We start from the raw sequence: 24,996 nt of genomic DNA, 5'->3' as shown, positions 1-24,996 counted from the left end.
TTTTCAATATCATTATATCAAATCCAAAGACAAAGAATGACGCCAATACTCTAGCTTTCACTATATCCTTAATTGACTATCTATGTCATTATTGCAAAAAAAAGGAAAGCTCACTTGTCATAAGTCGTTTTATCTTATACAACAAATAAAGTTAGCTTTCCATTTAGGAATTAAAGGTGAAATAAGTTGTGAAAAATAAACTAGAATCACTTCATAAGTCGAGAAAACAAGTCAAAAAGAACTTGCAATAGCCCTAGAAGTTTCTAGGCAAATTATTAGTTCTCTTGAGAATGGTAGATATAATCCTTCAATTATATTAGCATTCAAAATTGCTAAAAATTTTGATTTAAAAATCGAAGATATTTTTATTTATGAGAAGGTAATATAATGAATAAAAAAACTTTAGTACCAGATATTTATTTTGCGCCCAAAGCTCTTGGCAGGCCTGGTCTTGCTTGGACAGTACCGAACCTCTTAATTACGGCTTAACCATAACTCCATTAGCTTTCCCCATACTATCGTGTTGGCTATTTTCTCCTCAGCCTGTAAAGCCTTTTATGACACTTTTATCTTAATGGAGATCTTTGATAGAAATCCTTTAATTGAAAGCTCAACTGCTTAAGCTCTTCACAATTCAATGTTTGGCATAAAGATACTTTTTTCCAATCATTCTTAGTGTCATAGACAAAACTTATTTGGAAAGCATAGCAAGAATCGATTTGAGTAATAGCCATGGACAAGTAGGGCTCTGTAAATGTTCTCAACACCTCTGTTTCCTTTCCCGATATCAGCGAATGGATACTTTCAATGATGTCTCCCAGCTCAAAACTTAATAGGCAAGGATCCACTTGTTTAAAGGACTTGACTGAATCCGAATAGCTAAACGCTACTTTTAACCAATTTCGATCAAATACATCATCACTTTCAGATAGATCTTTGAATTCATAGCCAAGAATATCGACAGTTAAGCTTTTATCTTTTTCAGTAAAGACTAAGCTAGTCATAAGCCCTCCTTTGTGTATAGTCTTCGAATGTTTCCATAATTATTATAGGTCGCCTAGGACAGGTCCTGAATTAAAGACCGAATTCGAGCTATCGTCCAGCCAGAATAAATCAAGAGCACAGCACCAACGATTAGCCAGACCCAGAATACACCTTCCAAGGGGCGAACACTCCTAGCCGTCCACGCCCACCAGTCTTGGGAGAAATCCAAGTAAACTAATAGGGCAATCCCTAACATAATAAGGGAAACAATCATCAGATAGGTTGCCGGTCTTAACCGCCCTTTCAAGTCCGCTCGCTTGCCCTCCTTTTCGCTAAAGGCTGGTAGTTCTTTAGCTTCCTTGCTCTCAATGATTAATATTTCATGATTAATCATCCCTAGGCTGGTCGCAAGCGCCGCCCGTCCGTTATTATAAGGACGCCAGCGCACATTGCCCAAAGTAAACTTGCCCATATTAAGCGGGGCAAAAAATGTTTGATAGCCCAATCCTTCTAAAAATTCACAGTAATCCTTCCGCTCTTTAGGGACCATATGGCCGATATATTGAACCGTATAATGAAGCGGCTGGGTGTCAGATCTTTGAAATCTTTGCAGCAAGCCGCCACTTGAAAGTAAACGATATGCTTGGTCTGCTAGGGTGTTGAGGTACTCTTGACGACCTTCAATCGGGTTAAAAAAGGCCTTAAACTTTGTCACCATCATGACTCACCTTCCCTTAAATAGTCCTGACTTGCCTCAATTAATTGCTTCATGCGCTTGAACTCTAATTCAAGCAACTTACGTCCTGTCGTCGTGGTTTGATAAATTTTCCGCCGGTTTTTCTTATCGTGTTCAACCATTTCGATCCAACCCTTCTTTGAAAGGTTATTAATCGCTCCATATAAAGTCCCCGGTCCAAAAGTAACCCGTCCATGGGTGATCACTTCCACCTCTTGCATAACGCCGTAACCATGGTTGGGCTTAACCATGGTTAATAAGACGAGAAAATGGGTTTCGGTTAGAGGAATTTCACTTGCTAACTGTGTTTCATCGGCCATTTTGTCACCCTCTTACTACCCTTATTATATCGCCTTACGTAGTACGTTGCAAGTAGTATAAAAGATCTATAGAAAAAGCCCCTTTTGTGAGGCTAAAATAAGATATCGTATCTATCGCATTCTATTTCTTTGGTTCGATCTATCACTTTTCTATTCTTCGCTTTTGCACGTTGAGGGCGATTAAGAAGAAAAGCAAAGTATAGAGTAAAAGAACACATACCGATTGCCTTAGATCTACCGACTGGCCATCCAACCCTGATCCCAACTTGGCCATATAGAATTGCGGAAAAAGCGGCTGGATCTCTTCTTGTAGACTGTTTGCTTTTAATGTAAATAGAGCCTCCGAAAGCAGCATGGTCAAAACAGATAGCATGGTCCCCACTAAGAGGGCTCCCTGATTTTTCTTAGTCAGCGTTGATAAGACCATGCCAAAATTGGCAGCAAATAGTTCAAGAAAAAATAAATCTAAGAAAAATCGTCCAGATAATTCGAGGTCAAAGAGAGGAAAAAGACTACAGCAAGCTAAGGTACTAATCGTAAACAGAAGCAGAAAAGTGAACAGCACTTGCTGAAAAAGGTAAGAAAGGGTCGAAAGTCCGCTGGAATAAATCCGCTTATCAATCCCTTGTCAGTCATCAAAGTAAAAACGATAAAGAATTAAAGAAAGAATCATCGAGCTCATCGCTAGAACACTGAGAATCACTTTAAATTGATTATTGCCTGGATCGGGTTCACTGCTTAATTGCCCCGTATTGAGAAATTGGTTCAACTCATCTCCCAATTCAGCATTTCTTACTGTCGTCACTTGATACTTGCCGTCTTCTTTAGTGATGTAGGCATCGTAGTCGCCGGTGATAAGTTTAGTGTAAGCAGGATGATCTTCTGATAGTTCTTCAACAGATAAATCATCAATATTCATGTCTAACAATTCACTGGCACTTGGGTCGACCCCCATTATGGGTTTGGGGGCATCCATGGTGACCACAAAAGCACTAGCGGCGACCGTTACAAAGACAAGTAGCATCGATAGGACGAGGTAGGATTTTGCTTGAAAGAGGCGTTTTAAATTGTTGTTTAGAATGACAAATTTCATTTTTATTCTCCAAAATCTTCCGGGTGATATTTTAAGTGGATAATCAATAAAAAGCCTAGTGAGGCACACATTAAAGCGATGATCGTCTGCGATAGGAAACTGGCATTTTGATCATAAATAATCTCGAAAAAGCTCTTCATCACTTGTGCGATAGGTGATAGGTTAGCGATTTGAGCGGCCCTTTTTCCAAAGATAGACATGGGGAAGAATAGCCCCGACAGAATGGCGAAAACATTAATCACCAAATTTAGAATTTTTGTGGCGAGATCTTCGCTCTTTAACAACAGGCAGAAAGCACCCCCAAAAGTAATGGAAAAGATCACCAGGGCTAAATCCAGTAATAAGATAAAGGCCACATGCCTGCCCCCATAGTTAACCCAACCTACCGCATTAAAAACCAAGATATAGCTGGCTAGGATGGCATAGGAGACTGAAATAGATACAATTAGTTTGGATAAATAAACTTTGTATCGAGCCATAGGCGAATAGACAATCCGATAATTAGCATACTTGACCTGGTGACCAAAGAAGAGCTCGGGCAGGATAATCACCGTGGCCATGGACAAGTAGATCATCATAGTGACCCCATAATAGTCATAGGCTGTGAGCAGGTCATCACTAAAAAGAGATGAAAAGACAAAGCCTGTCACTGTAATTAAGAGAAAGGGATAAAGTATTAGATAGGTCATAATCGGCTTATTTTTGAAAAGATTCACCAGATCTTGTTTCATGATGGTTAACATAAGCATTTCTCCTTTGGCTCTAGTCCCTTAATTGTTTTCCGGTTAGGCTTAAGAAAACATCTTCTAGATTATTCTTTCTGGTTTGGATACTGGTAATCGCAATATGAGACTGAACCAATAATTCCAAGACTTCATTTAACGAAGTACCTGCTTCCTTCATCGTGAGATTCATGTGCAATTCATCGTCCTGACTAGCAGACAGCACCTGGGGTAAGTGGTGGATGATATCTAATAAGTCTGGGAATATGGGCTGGTCCAGGCTCATTTGATACTTGACATTGCTGTAAGCTTTCAAGATATTATCCAAGCGGTCATTTAATAAAACCTCTCCCCCATCCATAATAATGACCCGGTCACAAAGCTGCTGGACTTCCTCCATGTAATGGGTGGTGTAGATAACCGTGGCCCCTTCATCCCGCAAAGCCTCGATCGATTCGAGAATATGGTTTCTCGACTGGGGATCAATCCCCACGGTAGGCTCATCAAAAATAATTAATTGGGGATCATGGGCTATGGCACAGGCAATGTTTAAACGTCGCTTCATCCCACCCGAAAAAGTGGCAGCCTTATCATGGGCGCGTTCTTCCAATCCGACCTTCCTTAACGCCTTTATTACCCGGTCCTTCATTTCAGCTTTCTTGACACCATATAAGGAGGCAAAGAATTTTACATTATCAAAAGCGGAAATATCCTCATAAATGGCGAGTTCTTGTGGCACAATCCCCAGGTGCTGTTTGATGGTTTTAAGTGGCAAGTGGTCATTATTAAAGTAGATCACTTGCCCTTCATCCGCTTTTAGTAGGGTCGATAGAATATTGATGGTGGTGCTCTTCCCAGCCTCATTGGGTCCTAAAAAGCCAAGGATCTCACCCTTAGTCACAGTGAAATTTAAATGATCAAGGGCTTTTCGCCCATTTTTATAGGTTTTTGATAGGTCTTTGACGGTTAAAATATTCTCCATAGTCTTGTCCTCTATTCATTAAAGCTCAGATCAAAAATTATTTTGACCACTTGCTCCATATAAGCTTCTTGCTCTTGGTCATCCTCAAAACTAGAAAAGACGGGGTAGGAATTCTGAATCAAATTCATGATTAACTTGGCCTTAATGACCAGGTCATTGTCCTGAGCGTCCGCTTGAATAATGGTTAAAATATCAACAATAATCGCAATCATTCCTTCATTAAAATCCATCATTAATTCGTTGAAAGCTTGGTCTTTTCTTGAAAGCGTTAAAATATCACTATTTAAGAAGCGATTTTCCCAATCTTTATCTATCCCCTTAATCAAATATTCTTTAAACTTTATTTCCGACCTCAGATTCTTTCCGGTTATTTCTGCTTGAAGTTTTTTCATTTCTTCTAGTGAATAATTGAAGAAGCTTTTGATCAATTCTGTGAAGACATCTTCTTTGCTAGTGAAATAGTTGTAAAAGACGCCGACAGATACCCCCGCTTCCTTGGTGATTTCCTTAGTGGTAATTGAACTAATGCTTCTATCCCTCAGCAAGCGGTCAGTTGCTTGAATTAACTTTTCTTTATTATCTTTAGCCATTGTATCCTCCAGGTAATTTTTCTTTTTATGAATTAAAGTTCATGTTGAGCGAAAAATAAATAAAAATATGAATAAAAGTTCATTATTTATATGTTTTATTTTGTAAATAGCTAATAGTGGTGTCAGAAAGATCTAACTTCTATCAAAAGTTGGGACTATGGCTCAAAATGGAGATTCCTTCTATTTTTTCCATAATAAAAAGCCCCTTTTCAGGAGCTTCTTCTGGTAAATTTATCTATGATCATATGATTATCCTACATACTATTTGGTCGCCCAGCGCTGTAAGTGAGTAGCTACCTTAGATTGAATGCGGTAGCCAAGGGAGATGATCATATCGAGGTTGTAATGTTTTATTTTACGAGCAACATCTCGGCTTCCTTCTCGACGAACTATTCGGAATTCCCGAACAGTTGAACTTTCCTCAAGTTCTCCTCCATCGAAGATGTTTTTTATATGTTCATTAACATTAGCTTTACTAGACTGAAATAATTCAACGAGTTGTGCTTGTGTCAACCAAACTGTTTCATCTTCAAGTTTAACGTCTAATTTACTCGTTCCATCTTCACTTTGGTAGATAATAATTTCTCCGTTACTATCAGGTTCCGTCATTTATAACTCCCTCCTTCAATCTAATCGATTTTACACGATTCACTCACAATTTCATATTTCTAAGTTATTAAATCAAAAAACGAAAGACAGCACGATTTCTTCACTAATACACTAATGTCCTCCTTGCTATTCCCCATAACAAAAAGCCCCCTTTCAGGATCTTTCTTCTACATTTTATATTATTCTATTTCTTCTCCAACAACACGACCGATTCAACATGCTGGGTGTGCGGGAATTGATCGATTAATTGGAATTTCATAATCTCATAACCAAAGTCTCTGAGCCAGACTAGGTCTGCTGCCAAGCTTTTAGGGTTACAGGAGACGTAAATGATCTTGTCTAGGCCCATCCGCCCAATCCGACGCATGATTTTTCCACCGGCACCGTTGCGTGGAGGATCAAGTAAGAGCAGGTCCGCTTGTCCCCACTCTTCTTCAATTTCAGCCAAACCGTGGCGAGCATCACGAGCAATAAAGTGGGCGTTAGTGATCCCATTATCCCGAGCATTACGTTTAGCCGATTCAATCGATTGCTCCACAATCTCAATTCCCACCAAGGCCTTAGCTCGCTTGGCAAGGGGCAAACTAAAGCTACCAACTCCACAGAAAAGGTCAATTACCAGGCTATCTGCATCTAATTCTGCCCAATCGCAAGCCAAATCAATCATCTTTTGAGCTTGGGTAGGATTAGGTTGGAAGAAAGTGTCGAAATAAAGGCGGTAGTTAAAACCAGCCAGCTCATCACGGATATAGTCCCGACCAGCAAGAACTTCCACCTTGTCAGCCCCCATCCGGTCAGCAATGGCGGTATTCTTAATCCACATCAAGCTATTAATCTCAGGATAAGCCTGCAAGCGTTGGATGAGGTCTTGAATAGCATCTGGATCAAGATCTGCCGTTTTTTCTTGGGCAAAAATAGCTACCATGACTTCGCCACTGTGCTGGCCTTGGCGCAAGAGCAGTTGTCTGAGCAAACCTTGCTTAGACTGTTTTTCATAACCAGCTAAACCCCAAGCCTTTTGCCAGGCTTGAACTTCTTCTTTAAGGGTCATGAAGATTTCTGGGGCGAGGATATTCTTTTGCCAATCGACAATCTGATACTGGTCGCCTTGGACGAAGAAGCCCAAGTCGCCATCGATCGAGAAACTCAGCTCCAGCTTATTGCGGTAATGGTAAGGGTCATCCATCCCCCATACCTCACCCACCACAGTGGGATCAAAGCCTTGGTCAGCCAAGAAACCCTGGGTGAGTGCTCGCTTATAGGCCAATTGATCGGGATAATTCATATATTCCAAAGGTGCTCCACCAACTTGGGGGCCATTTAATTCATAACCCCCATTTCGACTAGGCGAAGGCTCAATGATCCGGTCATAGGTCCGTGTTGCTCGTCTTCGACCTCTGGCATTGGGTACAGTGACTAACAATTTATCCCCAGGTAGGGCCTTAGGAATTTGAAGTTTTAATTTCCGTCCTTTTCCTAATTCGGTATCCGGAAAACGGTATTCGGCTAAACCTAGCCCCTTCTCAGAAAGTCCGGTCACTTCCACTTCTAATTGTTCACTTGGATAACGGTGCTTCATCGGCAAATCCCCTTCTGTCGCTTGATTTTCTCAAACTGTAAAATTCATCCTGTTTAGTAAAGCATAATCTTAGCCACTGCGCAAGTCCTTGTCTCTCGCTTATGGCAGAGATATAGTCTAGCTACAAAGGGAAAAATCCTTATAACAAGTAAAAATATTGGCTAGCCCATTGCGATATAATAGCGTCCCGATCAGTCGCCTTAGCAGTAATCTATTAGTTAAAGTAAAACCCCTAGAACATGGCTTAGCAAGCTGCAAGTCCTAGGAGTCTTTTATCATATAAGCAATTACAAACATTATTCAATCTGACCCGTCACTCGGGTATTTTCACGGGTAGGTAAGCTGTAATTGCGACTGGCAAGTTCTGCTTCTGTCTCTAAATCGATAATTCTTAAACCGATGCTTTGGTCATCAACAGCTTGCATGAGATAACCCCGGCCGTCCTGAACCAGGCTGCCTGGGTCAAAAGCTTTGCCATTAAGAATGGGTTGAAACTTTTCACTCTGCCTATCATAGCGGTAAAACTGCCAAGATCCCTTATCAACGGTCGCCTCCATGCCGCTTTCTGGCGACCAGATACGGGTATAAATCCCATCACCAATGACAAATAACTGGTTAAAGGCCTGGTCTACGTCCTCTACCCCTAAGTCCTTAGCCTTCAAAGTGAGTGAATCCTCTAAGTTAGAGGCATTATATAATACGACTTCACTCCTACGGTTCTGGTCATCCATACTTCGAATAGGAAGCCACTTAGGATTTCTCGAAGCCTGGACATAATTTTGGTCAAGATTCCCTTCAGGTACTTGTAAATTCACTTGGCGGCTATCGTGAAGCTTACCACTAGCCATGTCAATCTTGACTTCCATTAAATCGAGCGGTCCCGTACCTTCTCTATTGGCCCCGTCCTCCACTACAAAGAGACGTAATTGATCACCTTGGCAATGATAAGAATATAGGCTGGCACCTTGCCAATCTTCAGGGAGGTCGCAATTCCCTGCCGCAAAACTTTTTGCTTGTCGGTCAATCCAGACATAGTCAAATTGTTGGCTAGCACTGGTCAGATAGTGGGGCTTATAAGCTAGGGCCTTATCGTCTCCTAGACTCAAGATATTGTAATTATGTAGTTTAGGACGGTTACCCATAGGAAATGCCTGCATCACTTCTAGAGTAGCAGTAGGCAGATACATGGCGCTAAAATAACGCGAAGGATAGAGGGTAGAGTGCCTATCGATATAGTAGTAGCCACTAAAAAAATTTGGAATCTCTTGTCCCTGCTCATCTTTTTCCAGACGAAACAAGGAAACGATTTCTCGATCAAGTAAGGCTTGGTTGCCTTGGTTATTTGAAATTTGGATGCGATCTTGTTTCACCGCTGGATAAGCAAAAGCCATCAGTAGAAGACCAGTGAGCCCTAAGCCTAGAAAAGTTGGAAAAGCATAACGTTTCATATCCTAAACCTCCTAACAATACAGACGATGGTTGAGCCGATAATTCAGCAGCAATATATTAAAAGTGATCAAAACTAAAGCGCCTAGCAAGAGCAAATAAAAAATCTCTAAGCCAAGCGGATAAAGGATGCTAGCCATCAACCAGACATAGCCCACTGCTAAGGCAGCAGTCAGGACAAGGAAAATAAACAACTTCAAAAGCATTATGATAAAGCCATTGGCCCGCTCACAATAATAGATCAGAATGCTATTAAAAATAACCAGAATAGCTGCACTTCCTAAACTATAGGAGGCGATAAAATCATAGCCATTAAAGGGGAGAAAGAGATTCATAAAACTCCAATCGTGAGTGAAATAAGTATAGTAAGGGGCAAAACGATAGAGTTCATTGGGCAGGAGTCCATTGAGCAAGTGGTTTAAGGCTGCCATATAGATCAATTGAATCCCTAGTAAGGCGAAAACCATGGTTAAGATCGTAGCCCACTTGGCTAAGGCGACGGTCAAGCGCGAGCCTGGATAGGTCATTAAGCGATACACCAATCTTCCCTTGCCCTCCCAATCTCTTTGCCAAATTAAGACGGTATAGAGGGCCAGTGCTAAGAAGACACCCCCATAGATAAGATTATTCCAGCCCGTTAAGGTAAAGCTTGCCAAGTCTCCTGCTTCAACTAGTTCGCCACGTCTAAACAAGTTAGCCATATGAAAGACACGCAAAAGCACCATGAGGGTCTCGCCTCCTAACATAAAGCTAAGGACTCCTAAGAAATAGGACTTGGACCGATTCATTTCATCAATAAATAGTGAAGAAAACTTCTTCATCGCCCATACACCTCCCGCATGACATCAACAATTGATTTACCTTCTAAGTCACGTACCTCTTCAGGAGAAAAACTTTCAATAATACGGCCCTGGTCCAAGAGAATAGCTTGGTCAACCAAGCTTTCAATGTCTTGGATTTCATGGGTTGAAATCAAAACCCCGCGATCCTCCATTAATTGGTCAGTGAACACCCGAGCCACTTCTTCACGGGTAAAAATATCAATTCCCGAAAAAGGTTCATCCATAATCATATAATCGGCATCCACCGCTAAACCCAACAAAAGGCCGACCTTGGCAACATTACCCTTGGATAAGTTAGCAATGCGGTCGCTTTCATCTAAATGAAAGAAACGCAAGAGCTCCTGGGCCCGTTCTTCGTTATAAAGCTGATAGTAACGCTTAACCCCGTCTAAGGCCTGACGAATACTTTGCCGATCATCCAGAGTAGGCATATCAGGGATGAAAATGATCCGTTCGAAATCCTTTGTCGTCACCGGCTTACCGTCGATAAGAATTTTTCCAGCATCCAGGGGAGTTAACTTCATCAACAGCTTCATCAGAGTCGTCTTCCCTGTTCCATTCACACCGATCAGACAAGTCACCTGGTTTTTGGCAAAGAAAAAATTGATACCATCAAGAACCTTCTTACTGCCATAGGATTTATGTACATCGCAAAATTCAATCATGGTCTTCTGCCTCCTTTTCATCCAATGCTTGATTAAGTAAGTCCATCACTGTCGAGCGCTCCATGTCAAAAGGAGCAATCTTATCCACGAAACTAGCGATGGCTCGGCCAAGCAATTCTTCTCTTAACGCCTGTAAACGGTCTTCCTTTTCCGTTACTCGGCTGGCCATGGTTTTATGGGTTTCAATGAGCCCTTCGCTTTCCAGTAAGCTATAGGCCCTTTGCACGGTATTGGGATTTACCCGAAAATCACTAGCCACTTGCCGTCTACTCGGTAATTCACTGCCAGCTTGATATTCACCTGTCGCCATCTTCTCACGAAAATAATCCGCCACTTGTCGGTAGATGGGCAAGCGGTCATTAAATTCCATTGTCGTCCTCCCTTCCGCTTACTGTATTAATACACTAATACACTTCTCATCTGTATTATATCCTTAATACAGATTTCTTGTCAATTTATTTTCTATATTGATAAGAAAAAAAGAGCAAGACCGCCATTTTCTGAAGTGGTCGCTTGCTCTGTGCTTGGAACAGATTTGAATAGAGTCTAACCATCACAACAATGGTTTTCTTTCAATCTCATCGTTTTATTAATTGCCTATTGATAATCATCTACCAGATCGAATAACAATTTATAACGATGAATAATACGCTTAAATTCATTCGGTTTAGCTCGTTCAATAAAATTTTCTTGGCTGACTTGGCAATGATAAAGATCAAGAGACTTTGTTTGATCCAAAAGAACTTTACCCTTGGTATGGTCAGTCTCTTGAAGCTCATAATAGGCTGGATAATTTCGTTTAGTTGTTGAGATAGGCGCAACAATCGCCATTCGACTCGTCTGAAAAATGAGATCATGACTTAATACAATAGCCGGACGACTATTTCTCTGTTCGTGCCCGATATTTGGATTAAAATTAACGTAAAAAATGTCGCCCTGCCGCATTACCATTCGATCTCTTCTCCCACTGCTGGTCCCCAATCCATTTCTTCCTCATAAGTGAAAGAAGTGTTGTAATCAGCAAATAATTCCTGAATAGTTTCTGCTTCCTTAGGCTTAATCACTAGGGCCTGATCTTTGATTTCAAGTGAGAGCACTTGATTATCCTTTAAATTGAGCTGTTTAACTATCGTTGATGGGATTCTGATCGCCTTTGAATTCCCCCATTGAGCAATTTTAGTTTGCATACTATCGCCTCCTCAAGCCTATTTTATCAAATGACTATCCAAATGTATATACATTAGCCATTTGGAATTCATTTCAGGATGATTCTTTCTTTAAATATCTCCTAAAAAACACCATTCTCAATTCAGTCAATAAAAAGGGAAAGTCTTTCCTGTAAGGAACTCAGTCTCATGATATTCCTAGGAGATTTTTTTAGAAACCTAGGCAGTTCGTCCTGTGCTTGATATAATTAAAGAAGAAATAAGATTCTTAGAAAGGAAGTTCACCATGACTTCAATGACTGTTGATAATACCCTGGTCCTTGTCATCGATATCCAAGAAAAGCTTGTCCCTGCTATGAGTGATCCCGACACCTATCTAACCAACCTGCAATTTCTTCTGGAAGGTTTAAACCACTTAGGCGTTAAGAAAGTGGTCACCGAACAATATCCTCAAGGTTTAGGGTCTACCCATCCTGACATTAAGAGCTATCTAAGCGATGCACCGGTTTACGCCAAGACCCGTTTCAATGCCTGCATTCCCGAAGTCATCAACCACATCACGCCTGAGATTGATCATGTGGTAATTATCGGAATGGAAACCCCTATCTGTGTGGAGCAAACCGCCCATCAATTATTAGAGGATCATCCGCAAGTGGAAGTGACTTTGGTCCGTGACGCCTTGACTGCTAGAAGCGCTCAAGAACACGAATGGGCCCTCAGCCAACTCCAAACAGAAGGTGCCAGACTCTTATCCAGTGAGAGCCTCCTCTACTGCCTGCTTGAAGATGCCAAGAACCCACACTTCAAGGCCATTTCCAACTTAGTTAAAGACCGTCATGCTTAATAACCAGTCAAGTCGCTTAGGTAAAGAATTAATGAGATAATAATAAAAGAGACACAGAGCGTGTAATTAGATAACATGACTCTGTGTCTCTTTTTTGTCTGGTAAAGGATCCACTAGCAAGACAGCTACTGCCAAATTTTAAAATAATGAATAAAGCAGATAAAAAATACCACTGTTCCAATTAAAAATAAAGCCAAGGAAATTTTGGCTTGCTTTTTATATCTTTCGTAATTTGCAGCTTCCTGAGGACTGAATACCTTTCTCGGATACTTTCGCCTATTGAAGAAATAGATCGGTAAAAAGGCACTCCCGTTATTGTGGCCCATACTTAGGAAGGCCCATAAGCGGGGACGCTTCATTTTTCTTGCTTTAGCATCAATCAGTACTAGTTTATAAATATTATAATTCAAAAACAGAGCTCCCATAATCCATAGAGTCCCGAAGAATGCCATGATTATTGCTGTGATCGCCATGATAATTCCTCCTAAAAGTGATTAATTATTGCTAAGTCAGTCATTGCAGAGATAAATAGAGCCTTTCATAGATTTCAGCGTGAACAAAAGCAAGAGCACTACCAGAACTGTCATCTTCATAAACAGCAATAATATGGTGGGCCTGGTCTTTTGATAATTTCTTAATTTGTGATCTAACTAAGTCAAGGTCAACGTCATAACCCAGTGCCACTTGGCATAATTCCTGAATCGCTTTGGCATCGGCTTCTCGAATGGCTCTTATCATTGGCTTTGTTCTCCTATTGATCGCTAATTAAGCTTTACTTGAATTAGCTTATCGAGGGCTCTCGGATGAGTAATCCTTAAAGTTAAGTTAAATTATATATCTCTTTTAATGACTTTTAAAGCGGGTATAAATATTTCTATCACTAGGAACTATCGAAGGGATACTTTTTAAGATTAATTTTCCTTAAAACGAACCCCGTTTGTCTTTAATTTATTAATCGTGGCCTTTCCGATACCATCAATAGCCAGGACCTCTGCTTCTGTTTTGCCTTTAAAATCATCTGCCGTTTCCAAGCCTTCTAATAGTAAAGCGCGGACATATTGACTAGCAATATTAGTAAAAATGCCCTTGCCTGCTAGTGTATCAGCAGCAAAAATAGCATTGACCGCCTGCTGCTTTTTGGCATGCACAGCATCAAAATACCCAGGAACAATCTCCTTTAAACTTTGTCTAAAATAGTGATACAAAAATTTGGACTGGATAAAAAGAGGTAAGACCTCTTCAAAAGCCATCGCCAAAGAAGATTTAGAATTTGCTTGGTAGTAGTCTGTTGACAGGTTAACGTAAACTTTAAATTCATCAAATTCTTCATCAATAAAGAATTCAACAAGTTCTGAATTAAGTTCTTGTAATTCTTTAATCCGTTTCTGGGCCAGTTTGAAATCTCTTTCTAAAATCAGGCTAATCGCCGAATAAAACAGCATTTGATCGTCAAAGCGATAGTGGGGATCCCTCTTAAAGAAAGCCCGAACCTTCTTATGTTGAAAGCTATTGACGTAAATCGCCATTAACTTGTAGCGAACGCCCATATTATCATTGGAATTATAACGCAGGATATGCTTGGCAATTTTTTCAGCCTCTTCCATAAACAAGTCTTCCTTGTAGGCATCTAATAGGAGGTTTTGCGCCCGGAAATAGGGTCGGTTTTCTGCCGCTAAATAACCAGATTCTTTGATTTCCTTGCGGTGGGCCTTGAAATAGTCATCAGCCTTGTCTCGAATCATTTCCAGGGCTTCAAAGTCATCGAATTTATCAAGGGCCCAGGCAGTGTAAATGTCCAAGTTATCAGAATCCAAGGCATAAGCTTCTTCTAACAAGGCCGAACTCTGGTCTTGGTCCTCTGTATACATGGCCGTCTCAAATAAGTCCATAGCCCTAAAACTGGGGTCATCGTCATCAAAATCTAGCATACCCGCATTATACAAGTTAATCGCATGAGCCGTTGCTGCTTCAGGATCATCAAACTCACCGCTATGTTGGTCAAGAAATTTTTGGATATTTCGATAAATTTTTTCAGCTTCTAAAGACATCTCGTCACCTTCTCTATATTGATTAAATTAGCCCTTTTCTTAGGCAAGGAAAACCCACTTTTTAACAGACTGCAAAGCATATATTCTTAAGCGCTTTCCTGTCTATTGAATAGTATAAAGACAATCTGCCTTTTAATCCATAACTAATTCAACAATAATTTTGCTTTTGGGATAATAGTCTAAGCAAACTGAAAGTCTTGGTGTTTGCCATAACGCTCGCTTAACCGCTTGATAAGTATAATAATCTACTTCAAAAATCATTCCCTGAGCGCTTTCAATGAGATAATAATCCCCACCATGGCGCAAACTTCGATCAATCTTTCGAGCTGCAATCACTTGGAAGGATTGGCGCTGACTTCCATGCCACAGGTCATAAAGCAAGCGATAACCTTCATAGGCACCCCAGCTAATTAATCCTATCCCTGTAAGACTGCTAACCCAGAAAAATAGCGAGCTAATAGCAGGCCTTTCTTTTAGAAGCAAAGCTAGGGGAAAGAGACTCGCCATCAGTAAAGCCAGGGCCCATAAGCCCTGGAGAAAGAGTTGATATTTGGCACTTCTTACTTTAAAACTAGCCAAGACTCCGTAGCTAGCCATTAAGAGGATTCCGGTAAATCCGATGTAAGCCATATAAGTCATTCGTTTTTCCTTTTCTAGTAAAGATTCAATCCAAATATCGCCTCAACCAATCTTGATAGACGAATAAATGGTCAGGAATATCTTCATTTAAAAGCCTTAGGCGGTCAATTTCATCATTAAGCTGGCTTAAAATGACTCCTACCAGTTTCACAGGTGCAAATAAGCGAAGATCAACAGCTGCTTGCTGCCCTCGTCGATCTGTGACAATGAGCTGGTCATGTTTTACCTGATAAGTAAGCATATCTTTATAATATATGGTGGTCAGCTTGCCAATGGTTTTTAGCAAGAATTTTTCCTCATCTTCCGCATATAAATAATGCCTGCCCACTAGGGATAAGTAGATCCCTATTAACCAAAAGACTAAGGATAGGACCAAAAAGATTACGAAGGCCAGCTCACCGACCTCTTGTTCAGCAAATGTTAACAGCACAGTCATGATGAGGAGGATCCCCGCTAAGCCCATTAATAAGTAGGCAATGATTGCTATTCTTTTGGGCGCTTTTTGGATGATCGGCCCTTGACTAGTCGTCTCAGCTGCTAGGATTTGTTTCTTCCGCCGTTTAGCCTGCCAATTCACAAAGAGCCCCAACAAAGAAGCAACCAAGAAAGTGATTTGCTGGATAATTAAGATGCTTTTCAAGGTATTCCTCCTTTGAGCTGAAAATCATTCACTTCTCTTCTGACCAATTATTTTATAAGTGTCAGAGCAATCACCAGTTTGGTTTTTGGGTAGTAGTCAATCTGGTAGGCAAGCTCAGACCTGTAGAGTGAATAATGCTGGCCCTCTAACAAGATAAAAGCATTTTTGACAGTCTGATACTGAGACCTATCCACCCGCAAACCTATCCCCTCCACGGTCTCCAAGCGATAGGTCGTTGCTTGAAGATTGATATGGGATTCTCTTACCGCCCCCTTCACATGAAAAACCTGCTTCTTGGTACCTTGAAACTGGTCATTAATTAGGCGAAACAATCCCCAGCTTCCAGAAATAAAAAGGAGGAGCGCACAAAGAGCTAAAAGCCAAAATTTCCAATTGCTGCAATTAAAGTCTCCCATTAAGATCACAGCTATGAGCAAGAAAGCTAAGAAGAGAAAACCAAGCTGGTCCATGCATTCGACAAATAGCTTAAACTTCCCACTCGATGACTGTCGACTTTTCAATCCATTAGCTAGTATTAGAAAAAGGACCCCTAAGAATCCCACTAGCCCTAAGAACAGACTCAATTCTTCCACCTATTCACCACCATTCTGGTCCTCGTTTATAATAAGATATTTTATTATCAGACTCTATAAATATCTTTATTATTTTATCAGAGATCAACCTGCTAGGATATTTCAATAAAAGTCTATTTTTTTACAAGAGACCAAGAAATTAAACGCTCTCCTCCCTAACCAATGTAAGCATAGGGGTCAGGCCCAGCTCTGCAAAAGAAGAAGCCCCATTGCTGGAGCTTCTTTCAATTGACAAATATCCATTTAGGAATACAAAATCAACGATCAAATTCTATTTACTCTTTTGAAAAGTAAGCTGCCAGTCAGACCCATAACCGACCTTGTAGGCTTGGGCAAAGCTATTTTGATTGAGGGCAACCGCCAAATTCTTGAGCGAATTACAGTAGATCAGCGCCCGACTTTGGGGAACAGATTGGAAGGATTGGACGACTGGAACTAAGTCATCATAGACCGTCTGCCCTTGGTGGTGGATTTGAAGATGGAGTTGGTCGCCTGTTTTCACTTCTAAGTCTTGTAAAGACTCATAGGGGATATTAGTCCAGAGCGAGCCGAAACGTTCATCGTGAATGGCAACGTGACCACTGAGTACAGCTTCCTCAGGATTAATCTGGAAGTCAGCAATCTCATGGAGCTTGAGCTCACTGATAGCAAGTTCTTCCCCCACTTCACTTAACTGTAATTTCCCACTGGCTAAACGAGCCGCTGTATAAGCGTACAAGTCGCGGCCGTAGAAGGTATAGGACTGGTTGGTCGAAGGGAGTAAGTTCTTCTCCTTATCAATTTCCCAAACCGCCTGGACCCCCACATACTTAGCCAGAAAAGACAGGGTCCCATTATTAGGGGTGACGATATAATGACCACTCTCTAACAAGGCAATCACTGACTTTTGCTGGTAGCCCACACCAGGGTCAACAATCGATACGAAGATGGTCCCCTCAGGCCAGTAGGAATAGGTCTGATAGAGCCGATAGCCAGCCAAATAAATATCATAAGGAGGAATGTTGTGGGTTAAGTGATGGATACTAAGACTCTCATCAACCGTCACTACTACCCCCGTCATGGCCGATACCGCCCCATCGTTAAGTCCAAAGTCACTTTGAAAGACTAATTGCTGACGAAAAGCAGGAACTTTACTAAAATCGATACCCATTATCTATTCCTCCTCACTCAATACTACTTCGACACTAACCCCAACCCCGTAAGGCAGGTCGTATTTAGAAATAAAACTGCCTTGGTTAATAGCTAGACTCAAGTTGCCAAATTCATTCTGATAAATAGTTAATTCCCCTAAGCTCACCTCGCCAAAGGTCTTATGGATTTGAATCGCTTCATCGAAGACGACTGCTCCACTCGCTGAACGCACAATGACTCTAACTGACTTCCCGGATTGGTCTTTTAACCAGGCAAAGGGGATGTTGGTCCAATAATTACCAAAGTTAGGGTCAATAATCTCTCCCATTCCTGTCAACCGGTCCTGTGCTTTTTTCGGCTCAATCAAATCGAAAGTGACAATCTCATCTACCGGATATTCCGAGCCAAATTCTTCAAAGGCAACTTGTCCGCTAGCTAACCGTGCCGCACAATAGGCAAAGACATCACGGCCATGAAAGACCGAGATCCCTTCTGTCCCCTGCCCCTTTAGGCGGTGACGGTCAATATCAATCTCAACCACCCTTTCAATCCCAAAGTGCTTGGCCACATGGGTCAGGCTCCCGTTATCGGGTGTCACAATGGTGTAGCCGTTTTTGGTCTGGGCAATACAAGTCCGCCGACTGGTCCCCACACCAGGGTCAACGACTGAGACGAAAATAGTGCCCTGGGGCCAAAATTGCATGGGTTGGTAAAGACGGAAAGAACCGCTCCAGATATCATAGTTGGGAATCTCATGGGTCCCCGTAATAATTTCTAAGTCACGGTCGACTGACTTGACCACCCCATACATGGCGCTGACGGCTGCCTCCTTATAGGTAAAATCGGTCTGAAATACTAAAATTGCTTTCACTATGTTAATGGTCTCCCTTCTATCATGGCGTACAATCACTGTGAATAGTGAGTACAACTCGCCTTACTAGTCATCGCTCAGCTAAATGACCCACAATTCATGCACTCTTCCAGTCAGCCGTAACCACATATAAATAACAAAGATTCCCCCTTGCACTATGGCCAAGAGTCGCATCTGTTTATCGTGGTCACCAGGCTCTAGGTCCCCATAGTAAGTTCGTTTTTTCCCTTGGCCATAACCTCTTAGATCCATGGCACTGGAAATGGTTTCGACCTGGTCAAAAGAGACAATAATTAAGGGCAAGAGAATAGCAGTATTAGCCTTGAGCCGTTTGAAAATGCCAGCCCGCTTAGGATTGAGCTCCAAGCCCCGCATCTGCATGGATTCCTTGATCGCGGTAAAATCGCGGAAGATATCCGGCATATATCTCAGCCCCAAAGAAAACATGGTGCCAACTTGGTAAGGCACTCCCATAGCATACAAACCACTGGCTAACTGGGTGGGCGTGATGGTTAAGATAAAGCAGAGGCTGATAATCAAACTACCAATCATCTTCATGATTCTGGCTAGGAAATAAACCAAGGTCTCATAGGTGACGACAAAGTAATCATTAAAGCGATATAAAATCGTTATTTGTCCTGCTAGCTCGGTCCCGGTTAAGGGATTAGCCAGATAGTAAAGTAAAACATTAATCAGATTCATGATTAACATAAAACGAAAGATAAATTTCAAGGCCTTACTCTCACGGTAAACCTGCTTGAAGATCCAGGCGTGGATCAGAAAAAGGGGAAGGATAATCCGCAAATCGAAAGACACCATCATTAAGGCTAGCGCAGTGACAAATACCCATAACTTGGTTGACCCCGCTAGGCGATCAAAGTAGCCATCGCCAATATCATAACGAATAATCAATTGCTCATGCATCTACTTTCCCTCCCTTTCGCTTTTAATAAAGGCTTGAACAAAGTCAGCTACCGGTAAGTCCAAGCGCTTGGCAAAGTCAAAAATGGATGTCTTCTTCAAGGACGCCCGTTGAACCAGTTGGTCATCCGCTAAAATATCAAAAATCGGCCGGTCAGCAATTAAGTGGCCGTCTTCAATGACCAGGCCCCGATCGGTGTATTCCAGGGCCAAATGCATATCATGAGTAATAAAAATCATGGTCATTTGGTAGGTCTGGTTCAGGTCGTCAATAAATTCCATAATTTCCCGGTAATGAGCATAATCCGATCCAGCAGTTGGCTCGTCAAGGATAATGCAGGTCGGTTCTAGGGCGAGGACAATAGCCACTGATAAGCGCTTCTTCTGCCCGTAACTTAGGGCTGAAATTGGCCAGTTCCGCTTCGGATAAAGGCCGGTAACTTGAAGGACTTGCTGGACCCGCGAATCGATTTCATCCTTAGCAAGCTGCCGGTATTCCAATCCCAAGGCAAGCTCCCGGTAGACTGAATCCGTCACCAACATTTGATTAGGATTTTGCATGACATAGCCAATCAGTTGGGCGATTTCTTGAATGGTAACAGGGTCTCCGAGGCGTTCGATCCTCCCCGACTGTGGCTTTAAGACCCCAGTTAAGAGCTTGGCTAGGGTGGATTTTCCTGACCCATTCTCACCCACAATGGCAATACGTTCTCCCCGTTTAATGGTTAGTTCTGGGATTTGAATAAGCGGCTGCTTGGGATCATAGCCAAAGCGCAAATCCTCTAAATGAACAATGACCTGGTCAGAATCACTTTGCGAACCCTGACCACTTCCCTCAGCTTCTTTGGAAGTGGACTCTTCGACTGCTAACAAAGGCTGTTTTCCTTGGTAAGAAGACAAGTCGATAGTATCTAACTGGGTCAAGCCTGCTTTTTGCTTCAAGCCTCCGTACATATTCTTCAAGGCACTAATATAAAGGGGCTCGCGAATCCCATATTTTATCAAGAGATCGGAAGTAATCAGTTCATCCGGCGTCATCACGGTCACAATCCGCCCTTGGTCTAATAAAACCACCCGATCAATAGGCCGGTGGAGGACATCTTCAAAGCGGTGTTCGATGATGATCACGGTCTTCCCATCCTGCTTATTTAAAGAATCAATGAGTTCAACCATGGATAGTCCCATCTGGGGGTCTAAGGCTGCTAGGGGTTCATCGAAGAGTAAAATTTGGTTCTTTTCCCCCAGGATACCTGCCACAGAGACTTTTTGTTTCTGACCGCCGGATAGGGAATAGGGTAGCGACTGTAACTGGTCCATCACCCCAACCCGCCGAGCGACCTTGTCAACGAAAGCCCTCATCACAGATCTGGGCGTGTTACGGTTTTCTAGGGCAAAGGCAATATCCTCAGCCACATTGATGCCAACAAATTGGGCATCGCTATCCTGCAAGACCGAACCGACCTCTTGAGATAAATCGAAAACTGATGAAGACCCTACCGCGTGCCCAGCAACAGTGGCCATCCCAGTGATGGTCCCTTCAAACTGGTTAGGAATCAGTCCATTGATGCACTGTCCCAGGGTGGATTTTCCACTCCCACTAGCCCCTAAAATCAGAATCTTTTCGCCTGGATAAATTTCCAAGTTAATATCTTTAAGAGCCGGTTCTTGGGCGGAAGCGTAGGTAAAAGAAAAATCTTTAAATTGAATAATTGGTGAAAGACTATTTTGCTGCATTAGTTTTCATCCACCAAGTTTGTTGTCCCCCGATAACGTTTAGCCAGAGTAAAGAGCAAGGGAATCCCCACGACAAGGACGACGATGGCATTGGTTAGAACCGCCACTTGGGCTTGAGTGATGGTAATGGCCAATTCACCACCGTAGAAGACCTTAGTCAAGAGCGGTGTGATCAAACCAAAAGAAAGTTCTAATCCTACAACAGATACCAAGGCATAAATCATCGCGTGCTTAGCGGTAAAGATGCCCCGACGAATATCGGCACCATAAAGTTTTAAAGCGCCGATAAAGAAGCAAGCAAACATATTGCCCACGGTCCAATCCAACCAGAAACCACTTCCGCCTAAGGCATCCGCAAAGACGTTCCCAATCAAACCAACTAAGGCTGCTTGAACCGGTCCAAATAGGGCTCCAACCACGATAGGAACGATGTAAGCCGTGGATAACTTGGTATTGGTAAAAACTGGAATCCCTCCGTAAGTCATCAAAATCCCAAATAGGGCTGCTCCAATAGCAACTGCAACAATGTTTCGTGTGCTAAAATGTTTATTCATCATTTTTCCTCCTTTACTTAAATCAAATAGCATTAACATTTAAGTTCTTTGTGATTAAGTTATTCTATCATAGCACTTTTAAAAATGAATTATCATTTACCGATCAAGCGTGTACAGTCAACAAATAGTAATTTATTATTTTAAATATCTTAATTTATCTTATTAATTATTTAACTACTATCTGGTATAAAATTTATTCCATTAAAAAAGCTCCATTGCTGGAGCCTCTTGCTAGTTTCTTATTTCAATTTTCATTGATTATTTAGTTTTTCAAGCCCTTATTGAAGGCATGGGCAATAAGCTAGGCTAGGAATAGTTTAATTGTTACTCTAAAGAAATAATGGCATTATATCTTTAGAAAGGGTGATTTAAATGTCTAAGATTCAATCGAGTACGGATTTAAGGAATAACAATGATGATATTTCAAACTTTTGTCATGCAAGCAATTCTCCTGATTTTACCACTAAAAATGGTCGTGGCGATTTAGCTGTGATGAGTATTCAAGCCTACGAACAACTCGTTGGCAAGCATGAACTTTATGCCTTATTAAAAGCCGGAGAGCAGGATGTTGCCGCAGGACGAACAAAACCACTCAAAGACGTCATGAATGATTTAAGAAAAGAGCTGAACCATGAATGATTATCGGATTGGAGTCACTGATTCAGCCCAGGCTGAGGGTGCTTTTTAGATGATTCCTCGCTCTTGATAAATGGACTGGACTTGTCGTCCTTCCTTTAAATTTTAACTCTTATTTTGCTAATCAATACCTATCGATTCTGTACTTGACTATGTGCCAACAAATCGCCTAAATGCCTTTTATCATTGCGCATGAGGCCCATTAATAATAGTAATACAGCAAACCCGATGCTCATAAAAGACAGCACCATAGCCCAGATGTCAAAGTCAGTATAGGTTCCCATGGATCGTACTCATATGGCCTATTTGCCATGGTAAAAATTTGATCACGTTTCTTATAAGGCTCGCTTGAAAAGATTTATCTTTATAAACAAGCTTTAAACCGGCTTTTCGTTTACCTATACTGCCATCTTTTGAATAATCCAAATATGCAAAAAGCAAAATAATCGGAATAACTGATGTCAATAAAGCAATGACCTGCGCTTGTAACTCACTCATTTTCGGAATACCTTTAAAAAACAGGTAATAAACTACCAGGGTTATTCCAAATAACAAGGCTAAATACAGAAGAATAAGTAAATAATCGAAAAGCAATTCTTTCATACGATTTTTAAATGATATTGGATTATTTTTGATAAGCATAATTTCTCTCTTGGGGCTAAACATCTTTTCTATTTTTAGACTTATACTTATTGTTTTTTCATTAATTGTTCTATATTTTTATTTAGCCTATCAAGCTGTCTCATGATGATATAATTTTGGACTAACAAAGCACTTAAGCCACCATATGCTGCATCTGAGTTGTTCAATAGTACTTCTAAATCATCCTTATTAAGGTCTTCAAGATTAAAATCTTCTACAATTTTTTCATATTTCTTTTCATCTTTTTTATCAAATAGTGACATATTTCATATATCCTCCTTTTTTACTATATCAAAGAGCTAAATTTTTTAAAAGTATACACTAGTAGAGCTTATTACAGTCTTTTAGGAAACTTGCCATCCTTCCTTTTAGTCGCCTTCTTGGAAATTCCTGGCATGAGCTTAGTTTATTAACCTCTCTTTGCTTAGGCATGTGACAACTCAGTGGTTCGCTGTTACCGCATTATTTCCTTATTAGTTCCGCGTCAATCCCACAACCGCCTCGACATGGTGGGTTTGGGGGAACATATCTACGGGCTGAACCTTGCCTAATTGATAGCCCTGGTCAACAAATTTGACTAAGTCGCGAGCTAGGGTGGCGGGATTACAGGAGACATAGACAATTTTTTCTGGTTGGACTTCTAAGACAGACTGGATAAAGTCTTCCGCTAGGCCCTTACGTGGTGGGTCGACGACAACAACATCGGGTTTCAATCCCGCTTGGACCCAGTCTTGGATAACTTCTTCGGCCTTGCCAGCCTTAAAAGTCACATTGTCTAGGCCGTTGATTTGAGCATTTTCCCGGGCTTGGTCAATGGCATCCGAAACGACTTCGACCCCGTAAACCTCTTTAGCAGATTGGGCTAGGCAAAGTGAAATGGTCCCAATCCCACAATAAGCGTCCACAACTACTTCGTCCCCCTTTAGGTCAGCAGCTGTCAGAGCTTGGTGGTAGAGTTTTTCCGCCTGACTGGTATTGACCTGGAAGAAAGACTTAGAGGAGATCTTAAAGCGCAAGTCAAACATCCGGTCCTCATAGGCATCCTCCCCATAGACCACCCGCTGGTCTTGTCCCAAGATAACATTGGTATTTTTCTGGTTAATATTAAACACAATAGAAACTAAGTCAGGGATTTGGGCTTTGAGAGTATCTACGATTTCATCTTCTTCAGGAAGATTCTGTCCATTAATCACAATCACCAACATGATTTGACCGGTATAGTAGCCCTGGCGAACGATCAGGTGGCGGAGTAGGCCTTGGTGGGCGTCTTCATCATAGGCAGAAATAGGATACTGGTTAAGGATAGCCAGTACTTTTTGTAAGGTTTGGTCAATCCCTGGCAGCTGAATTTGATAATCGGTCATAGGGACCAATTTGTGCGACCCCTTGCGGTAAAAGCCGGTATAGAGCTGACCATCCGCTTGGCCAATTGGAATTTGGGCCTTATTGCGGTAGTGCCAAGGCTCTTCCATACCAATGGTTTCTAGGACCTCAGTTTGCTCAAGTAGGCCTTGTTTTTGTAGGCTATTGACCACTTGTTGGCGTTTGAAGGCCAGCTGGGCCGGATAGGCCATATGTTGTAGGGGCATAGTCCCCGTTCTTAGGCCATTTTCATCACGGAGGGGAACGCGACTATCGGCGTCATTATAGCGTTCTAGGACAATTGCAAAGGCAAACTTCTTAAGCACTTTGACCACCTTGACCTGGCAGTCTTCCCCCACTAGGGCATTTTGAATAAATAGAGGGTAGCGGTCGATTTTAGCCACACCCATACCTTCATAAGTCAGGTCAGTGATGGTGACATCGAGTATTTGATTCTTCTTAACTGGCGCTTGCCATTTTTTCTTTGCCATATTGACATCCTCTCTCTTTGATCTTTTCTATTATAACATGGCAGAACTAGGGAATTTTCTCAATAGCAATTGAAATTTATCTGTAGCACGAAAAGCAGTTTTTTATACTTTTCTTCCACTTTGTTTTATCCTTATTTAAAAGTCCCAAATGTTTTT

General features: G+C 41.6%; 31 protein-coding genes and 2 pseudogenes. 3 read left to right on the top strand and 30 right to left on the bottom strand.

Features of this window, described 5'->3' with window-relative positions; all coding sequences use genetic code 11:
• The first annotated feature begins 188 nt into the window (after nucleotides 1–188).
• Nucleotides 189–388, top strand: a pseudogene (locus AWM73_RS08990) (helix-turn-helix transcriptional regulator).
• A 178-nt stretch (nucleotides 389–566) separates the two neighbouring features.
• Here the strand turns inward: AWM73_RS08990 and AWM73_RS00515 are convergent.
• The 16 genes from AWM73_RS00515 to AWM73_RS00445 form a co-directional block, all read right to left on the bottom strand.
• Nucleotides 567–1,004, bottom strand: coding sequence for a WapI family immunity protein (locus AWM73_RS00515; protein ID WP_060777579.1), 438 nt, complete (start codon nucleotides 1,002–1,004; stop codon nucleotides 567–569).
• Between the two features lie 53 nt (nucleotides 1,005–1,057).
• Nucleotides 1,058–1,705: a DUF2812 domain-containing protein gene (locus tag AWM73_RS00510; protein ID WP_230080692.1), complete on the bottom strand. Its 648-nt coding sequence runs from the start codon at nucleotides 1,703–1,705 to the stop codon at nucleotides 1,058–1,060.
• Nucleotides 1,702–2,040, bottom strand: a complete 339-nt coding sequence (locus AWM73_RS00505) for a PadR family transcriptional regulator (protein WP_060777578.1) — start codon at nucleotides 2,038–2,040, stop codon at nucleotides 1,702–1,704. The genes AWM73_RS00510 and AWM73_RS00505 overlap by 4 nt, the downstream gene beginning before the upstream one ends.
• A gap of 142 nt (nucleotides 2,041–2,182) precedes the next feature.
• Nucleotides 2,183–2,650 carry an ABC transporter permease gene (locus AWM73_RS09115; RefSeq protein WP_255204080.1) on the bottom strand — a complete coding sequence of 156 codons (468 nt, stop codon included), beginning with the start codon at nucleotides 2,648–2,650 and terminating at the stop codon, nucleotides 2,183–2,185.
• An 18-nt stretch (nucleotides 2,651–2,668) separates the two neighbouring features.
• On the bottom strand, nucleotides 2,669–3,133 hold the full coding sequence (locus AWM73_RS09110; protein ID WP_230080690.1) for a hypothetical protein: 465 nt from the start codon (nucleotides 3,131–3,133) through the stop codon (nucleotides 2,669–2,671).
• 2 nt (nucleotides 3,134–3,135) lie between these two features.
• Entirely contained in the window at nucleotides 3,136–3,876 is a 741-nt protein-coding gene (locus AWM73_RS00495; protein ID WP_060777577.1) for an ABC transporter permease, read from the bottom strand.
• A 19-nt stretch (nucleotides 3,877–3,895) separates the two neighbouring features.
• Nucleotides 3,896–4,837 carry an ABC transporter ATP-binding protein gene (locus AWM73_RS00490; protein ID WP_060777576.1) on the bottom strand — a complete coding sequence of 314 codons (942 nt, stop codon included), beginning with the start codon at nucleotides 4,835–4,837 and terminating at the stop codon, nucleotides 3,896–3,898.
• Between the two features lie 11 nt (nucleotides 4,838–4,848).
• Nucleotides 4,849–5,427: a TetR/AcrR family transcriptional regulator gene (locus AWM73_RS00485; protein WP_060777575.1), complete on the bottom strand. Its 579-nt coding sequence runs from the start codon at nucleotides 5,425–5,427 to the stop codon at nucleotides 4,849–4,851.
• 261 nt (nucleotides 5,428–5,688) lie between these two features.
• On the bottom strand, nucleotides 5,689–6,036 hold the full coding sequence (locus AWM73_RS00480) for a virulence RhuM family protein (RefSeq protein ID WP_060777574.1): 348 nt from the start codon (nucleotides 6,034–6,036) through the stop codon (nucleotides 5,689–5,691).
• Between the two features lie 184 nt (nucleotides 6,037–6,220).
• A complete protein-coding gene (gene rlmD / locus AWM73_RS00475) occupies nucleotides 6,221–7,615 on the bottom strand; it encodes a 23S rRNA (uracil(1939)-C(5))-methyltransferase RlmD (RefSeq protein ID WP_060777573.1) in 1,395 nt (464 codons plus the stop codon).
• A gap of 296 nt (nucleotides 7,616–7,911) precedes the next feature.
• Nucleotides 7,912–9,063 (bottom strand): hypothetical protein, encoded by a 1,152-nt coding sequence (locus tag AWM73_RS00470; RefSeq protein ID WP_060777572.1) that lies wholly within the window; start codon nucleotides 9,061–9,063, stop codon nucleotides 7,912–7,914.
• Between the two features lie 12 nt (nucleotides 9,064–9,075).
• On the bottom strand, nucleotides 9,076–9,882 hold the full coding sequence (locus tag AWM73_RS00465; protein ID WP_060777571.1) for a hypothetical protein: 807 nt from the start codon (nucleotides 9,880–9,882) through the stop codon (nucleotides 9,076–9,078).
• Nucleotides 9,879–10,568, bottom strand: coding sequence for an ABC transporter ATP-binding protein (locus AWM73_RS00460; RefSeq protein ID WP_060777570.1), 690 nt, complete (start codon nucleotides 10,566–10,568; stop codon nucleotides 9,879–9,881). The genes AWM73_RS00465 and AWM73_RS00460 overlap by 4 nt, the downstream gene beginning before the upstream one ends.
• Nucleotides 10,561–10,938: a GntR family transcriptional regulator gene (locus tag AWM73_RS00455; protein WP_060777569.1), complete on the bottom strand. Its 378-nt coding sequence runs from the start codon at nucleotides 10,936–10,938 to the stop codon at nucleotides 10,561–10,563. The genes AWM73_RS00460 and AWM73_RS00455 overlap by 8 nt, the downstream gene beginning before the upstream one ends.
• A 227-nt stretch (nucleotides 10,939–11,165) precedes the next feature.
• On the bottom strand, nucleotides 11,166–11,519 hold the full coding sequence (locus tag AWM73_RS00450; RefSeq protein WP_060777568.1) for a type II toxin-antitoxin system PemK/MazF family toxin: 354 nt from the start codon (nucleotides 11,517–11,519) through the stop codon (nucleotides 11,166–11,168).
• On the bottom strand, nucleotides 11,513–11,755 hold the full coding sequence (locus AWM73_RS00445; RefSeq protein ID WP_060777567.1) for an AbrB/MazE/SpoVT family DNA-binding domain-containing protein: 243 nt from the start codon (nucleotides 11,753–11,755) through the stop codon (nucleotides 11,513–11,515). Before AWM73_RS00445 ends, AWM73_RS00450 begins: the two co-directional genes overlap by 7 nt.
• Before the next feature lie 265 nt (nucleotides 11,756–12,020).
• On the opposite strand from AWM73_RS00445, the gene AWM73_RS00440 reads away from it, so the two are divergent.
• Complete coding sequence (locus tag AWM73_RS00440; protein ID WP_060777566.1) at nucleotides 12,021–12,578, top strand: isochorismatase family protein; 558 nt, start codon at nucleotides 12,021–12,023, stop codon at nucleotides 12,576–12,578.
• Nucleotides 12,579–12,703: 125 nt separating this feature from the next.
• Here the strand turns inward: AWM73_RS00440 and AWM73_RS00435 are convergent, their stop codons facing one another.
• From AWM73_RS00435 to AWM73_RS00385, 11 genes are all read right to left on the bottom strand, one after another.
• The gene (locus AWM73_RS00435; RefSeq protein ID WP_060777565.1) at nucleotides 12,704–13,051 is read right to left on the bottom strand and encodes a hypothetical protein; all 348 of its coding nucleotides are present in this window, start codon (nucleotides 13,049–13,051) and stop codon (nucleotides 12,704–12,706) included.
• Nucleotides 13,052–13,091: 40 nt separating this feature from the next.
• Entirely contained in the window at nucleotides 13,092–13,316 is a 225-nt protein-coding gene (locus AWM73_RS00430; protein WP_174519266.1) for a hypothetical protein, read from the bottom strand.
• Between the two features lie 173 nt (nucleotides 13,317–13,489).
• Nucleotides 13,490–14,626 (bottom strand): hypothetical protein, encoded by a 1,137-nt coding sequence (locus AWM73_RS00425; protein WP_060777564.1) that lies wholly within the window; start codon nucleotides 14,624–14,626, stop codon nucleotides 13,490–13,492.
• A gap of 132 nt (nucleotides 14,627–14,758) precedes the next feature.
• Nucleotides 14,759–15,265, bottom strand: a complete 507-nt coding sequence (locus tag AWM73_RS00420) for a hypothetical protein (RefSeq protein ID WP_060777563.1) — start codon at nucleotides 15,263–15,265, stop codon at nucleotides 14,759–14,761.
• Between the two features lie 25 nt (nucleotides 15,266–15,290).
• Nucleotides 15,291–15,905 carry a hypothetical protein gene (locus AWM73_RS00415; RefSeq protein ID WP_060777562.1) on the bottom strand — a complete coding sequence of 205 codons (615 nt, stop codon included), beginning with the start codon at nucleotides 15,903–15,905 and terminating at the stop codon, nucleotides 15,291–15,293.
• A gap of 47 nt (nucleotides 15,906–15,952) precedes the next feature.
• Nucleotides 15,953–16,498 carry a hypothetical protein gene (locus tag AWM73_RS00410; RefSeq protein ID WP_060777561.1) on the bottom strand — a complete coding sequence of 182 codons (546 nt, stop codon included), beginning with the start codon at nucleotides 16,496–16,498 and terminating at the stop codon, nucleotides 15,953–15,955.
• 271 nt (nucleotides 16,499–16,769) lie between these two features.
• Nucleotides 16,770–17,648: an SAM hydrolase/SAM-dependent halogenase family protein gene (locus AWM73_RS00405; protein WP_060777560.1), complete on the bottom strand. Its 879-nt coding sequence runs from the start codon at nucleotides 17,646–17,648 to the stop codon at nucleotides 16,770–16,772.
• A 3-nt stretch (nucleotides 17,649–17,651) separates the two neighbouring features.
• The gene (locus AWM73_RS00400) at nucleotides 17,652–18,500 is read right to left on the bottom strand and encodes an SAM hydrolase/SAM-dependent halogenase family protein (protein ID WP_060777559.1); all 849 of its coding nucleotides are present in this window, start codon (nucleotides 18,498–18,500) and stop codon (nucleotides 17,652–17,654) included.
• 81 nt (nucleotides 18,501–18,581) lie between these two features.
• Nucleotides 18,582–19,424, bottom strand: coding sequence for an energy-coupling factor transporter transmembrane component T family protein (locus tag AWM73_RS00395; protein ID WP_060777558.1), 843 nt, complete (start codon nucleotides 19,422–19,424; stop codon nucleotides 18,582–18,584).
• Nucleotides 19,425–21,155 (bottom strand): DUF3744 domain-containing protein, encoded by a 1,731-nt coding sequence (locus AWM73_RS00390; RefSeq protein WP_060777557.1) that lies wholly within the window; start codon nucleotides 21,153–21,155, stop codon nucleotides 19,425–19,427.
• Nucleotides 21,155–21,709: an ECF-type riboflavin transporter substrate-binding protein gene (locus AWM73_RS00385; RefSeq protein WP_230080689.1), complete on the bottom strand. Its 555-nt coding sequence runs from the start codon at nucleotides 21,707–21,709 to the stop codon at nucleotides 21,155–21,157. Before AWM73_RS00385 ends, AWM73_RS00390 begins: the two co-directional genes overlap by 1 nt.
• 372 nt (nucleotides 21,710–22,081) lie before the next feature.
• Between AWM73_RS00385 and AWM73_RS00380 the strand changes: the two genes are divergently transcribed.
• Nucleotides 22,082–22,348, top strand: a complete 267-nt coding sequence (locus AWM73_RS00380; protein WP_060777555.1) for a hypothetical protein — start codon at nucleotides 22,082–22,084, stop codon at nucleotides 22,346–22,348.
• A 128-nt stretch (nucleotides 22,349–22,476) separates the two neighbouring features.
• On the opposite strand, the pseudogene AWM73_RS00375 reads toward AWM73_RS00380, so the two are convergent.
• The 3 genes and pseudogenes from AWM73_RS00375 to rlmD (AWM73_RS00365) all read right to left on the bottom strand — a co-directional run bounded on the left by AWM73_RS00375 (nucleotide 22,477) and on the right by rlmD (AWM73_RS00365) (nucleotide 24,840).
• Nucleotides 22,477–23,011: pseudogene (locus AWM73_RS00375) on the bottom strand (RDD family protein).
• A 23-nt stretch (nucleotides 23,012–23,034) separates the two neighbouring features.
• Nucleotides 23,035–23,250, bottom strand: coding sequence for a hypothetical protein (locus AWM73_RS00370; RefSeq protein WP_060777554.1), 216 nt, complete (start codon nucleotides 23,248–23,250; stop codon nucleotides 23,035–23,037).
• Nucleotides 23,251–23,460: 210 nt separating this feature from the next.
• Nucleotides 23,461–24,840 (bottom strand): 23S rRNA (uracil(1939)-C(5))-methyltransferase RlmD, encoded by a 1,380-nt coding sequence (gene rlmD, locus AWM73_RS00365; protein ID WP_060777553.1) that lies wholly within the window; start codon nucleotides 24,838–24,840, stop codon nucleotides 23,461–23,463.
• Nucleotides 24,841–24,996: the final 156 nt, after the last annotated feature.

The organism is Aerococcus urinae (assembly GCF_001543175.1).
Lineage (GTDB): Bacteria > Bacillota > Bacilli > Lactobacillales > Aerococcaceae > Aerococcus > Aerococcus urinae.
Note: the sequence above shows the minus strand (reverse complement) of the source record. Positions and strands in the feature narration are given on the sequence as shown.

Excerpts from the sequence above, each read along its gene's own strand:
- AWM73_RS00515 (WP_060777579.1), bottom strand. The coding sequence starts at position 1,004 with ATGACTAGCTTAGTCTTTACTGAAAAAGATAAAAGCTTAACTGTCGAT.
- AWM73_RS00510 (WP_230080692.1), bottom strand. The coding sequence starts at position 1,705 with ATGATGGTGACAAAGTTTAAGGCCTTTTTTAACCCGATTGAAGGTCGT.
- AWM73_RS00505 (WP_060777578.1), bottom strand. The coding sequence starts at position 2,040 with ATGGCCGATGAAACACAGTTAGCAAGTGAAATTCCTCTAACCGAAACC.
- AWM73_RS09110 (WP_230080690.1), bottom strand. The coding sequence starts at position 3,133 with ATGAAATTTGTCATTCTAAACAACAATTTAAAACGCCTCTTTCAAGCA.
- AWM73_RS00495 (WP_060777577.1), bottom strand. The coding sequence starts at position 3,876 with ATGTTAACCATCATGAAACAAGATCTGGTGAATCTTTTCAAAAATAAG.
- AWM73_RS00490 (WP_060777576.1), bottom strand. The coding sequence starts at position 4,837 with ATGGAGAATATTTTAACCGTCAAAGACCTATCAAAAACCTATAAAAAT.
- AWM73_RS00485 (WP_060777575.1), bottom strand. The coding sequence starts at position 5,427 with ATGGCTAAAGATAATAAAGAAAAGTTAATTCAAGCAACTGACCGCTTG.
- AWM73_RS00480 (WP_060777574.1), bottom strand. The coding sequence starts at position 6,036 with ATGACGGAACCTGATAGTAACGGAGAAATTATTATCTACCAAAGTGAA.
- rlmD (WP_060777573.1), bottom strand. The coding sequence starts at position 7,615 with ATGAAGCACCGTTATCCAAGTGAACAATTAGAAGTGGAAGTGACCGGA.
- AWM73_RS00470 (WP_060777572.1), bottom strand. The coding sequence starts at position 9,063 with ATGAAACGTTATGCTTTTCCAACTTTTCTAGGCTTAGGGCTCACTGGT.
- AWM73_RS00465 (WP_060777571.1), bottom strand. The coding sequence starts at position 9,882 with ATGAAGAAGTTTTCTTCACTATTTATTGATGAAATGAATCGGTCCAAG.
- AWM73_RS00460 (WP_060777570.1), bottom strand. The coding sequence starts at position 10,568 with ATGATTGAATTTTGCGATGTACATAAATCCTATGGCAGTAAGAAGGTT.
- AWM73_RS00455 (WP_060777569.1), bottom strand. The coding sequence starts at position 10,938 with ATGGAATTTAATGACCGCTTGCCCATCTACCGACAAGTGGCGGATTAT.
- AWM73_RS00450 (WP_060777568.1), bottom strand. The coding sequence starts at position 11,519 with ATGGTAATGCGGCAGGGCGACATTTTTTACGTTAATTTTAATCCAAAT.
- AWM73_RS00445 (WP_060777567.1), bottom strand. The coding sequence starts at position 11,755 with ATGCAAACTAAAATTGCTCAATGGGGGAATTCAAAGGCGATCAGAATC.
- AWM73_RS00440 (WP_060777566.1), top strand. The coding sequence starts at position 12,021 with ATGACTTCAATGACTGTTGATAATACCCTGGTCCTTGTCATCGATATC.
- AWM73_RS00435 (WP_060777565.1), bottom strand. The coding sequence starts at position 13,051 with ATGGCGATCACAGCAATAATCATGGCATTCTTCGGGACTCTATGGATT.
- AWM73_RS00430 (WP_174519266.1), bottom strand. The coding sequence starts at position 13,316 with ATGATAAGAGCCATTCGAGAAGCCGATGCCAAAGCGATTCAGGAATTA.
- AWM73_RS00425 (WP_060777564.1), bottom strand. The coding sequence starts at position 14,626 with ATGTCTTTAGAAGCTGAAAAAATTTATCGAAATATCCAAAAATTTCTT.
- AWM73_RS00420 (WP_060777563.1), bottom strand. The coding sequence starts at position 15,265 with ATGACTTATATGGCTTACATCGGATTTACCGGAATCCTCTTAATGGCT.
- AWM73_RS00405 (WP_060777560.1), bottom strand. The coding sequence starts at position 17,648 with ATGGGTATCGATTTTAGTAAAGTTCCTGCTTTTCGTCAGCAATTAGTC.
- AWM73_RS00395 (WP_060777558.1), bottom strand. The coding sequence starts at position 19,424 with ATGCATGAGCAATTGATTATTCGTTATGATATTGGCGATGGCTACTTT.
- AWM73_RS00390 (WP_060777557.1), bottom strand. The coding sequence starts at position 21,155 with ATGCAGCAAAATAGTCTTTCACCAATTATTCAATTTAAAGATTTTTCT.
- AWM73_RS00385 (WP_230080689.1), bottom strand. The coding sequence starts at position 21,709 with ATGAATAAACATTTTAGCACACGAAACATTGTTGCAGTTGCTATTGGA.
- AWM73_RS00380 (WP_060777555.1), top strand. The coding sequence starts at position 22,082 with ATGTCTAAGATTCAATCGAGTACGGATTTAAGGAATAACAATGATGAT.
- AWM73_RS00370 (WP_060777554.1), bottom strand. The coding sequence starts at position 23,250 with ATGTCACTATTTGATAAAAAAGATGAAAAGAAATATGAAAAAATTGTA.
- rlmD (WP_060777553.1), bottom strand. The coding sequence starts at position 24,840 with ATGGCAAAGAAAAAATGGCAAGCGCCAGTTAAGAAGAATCAAATACTC.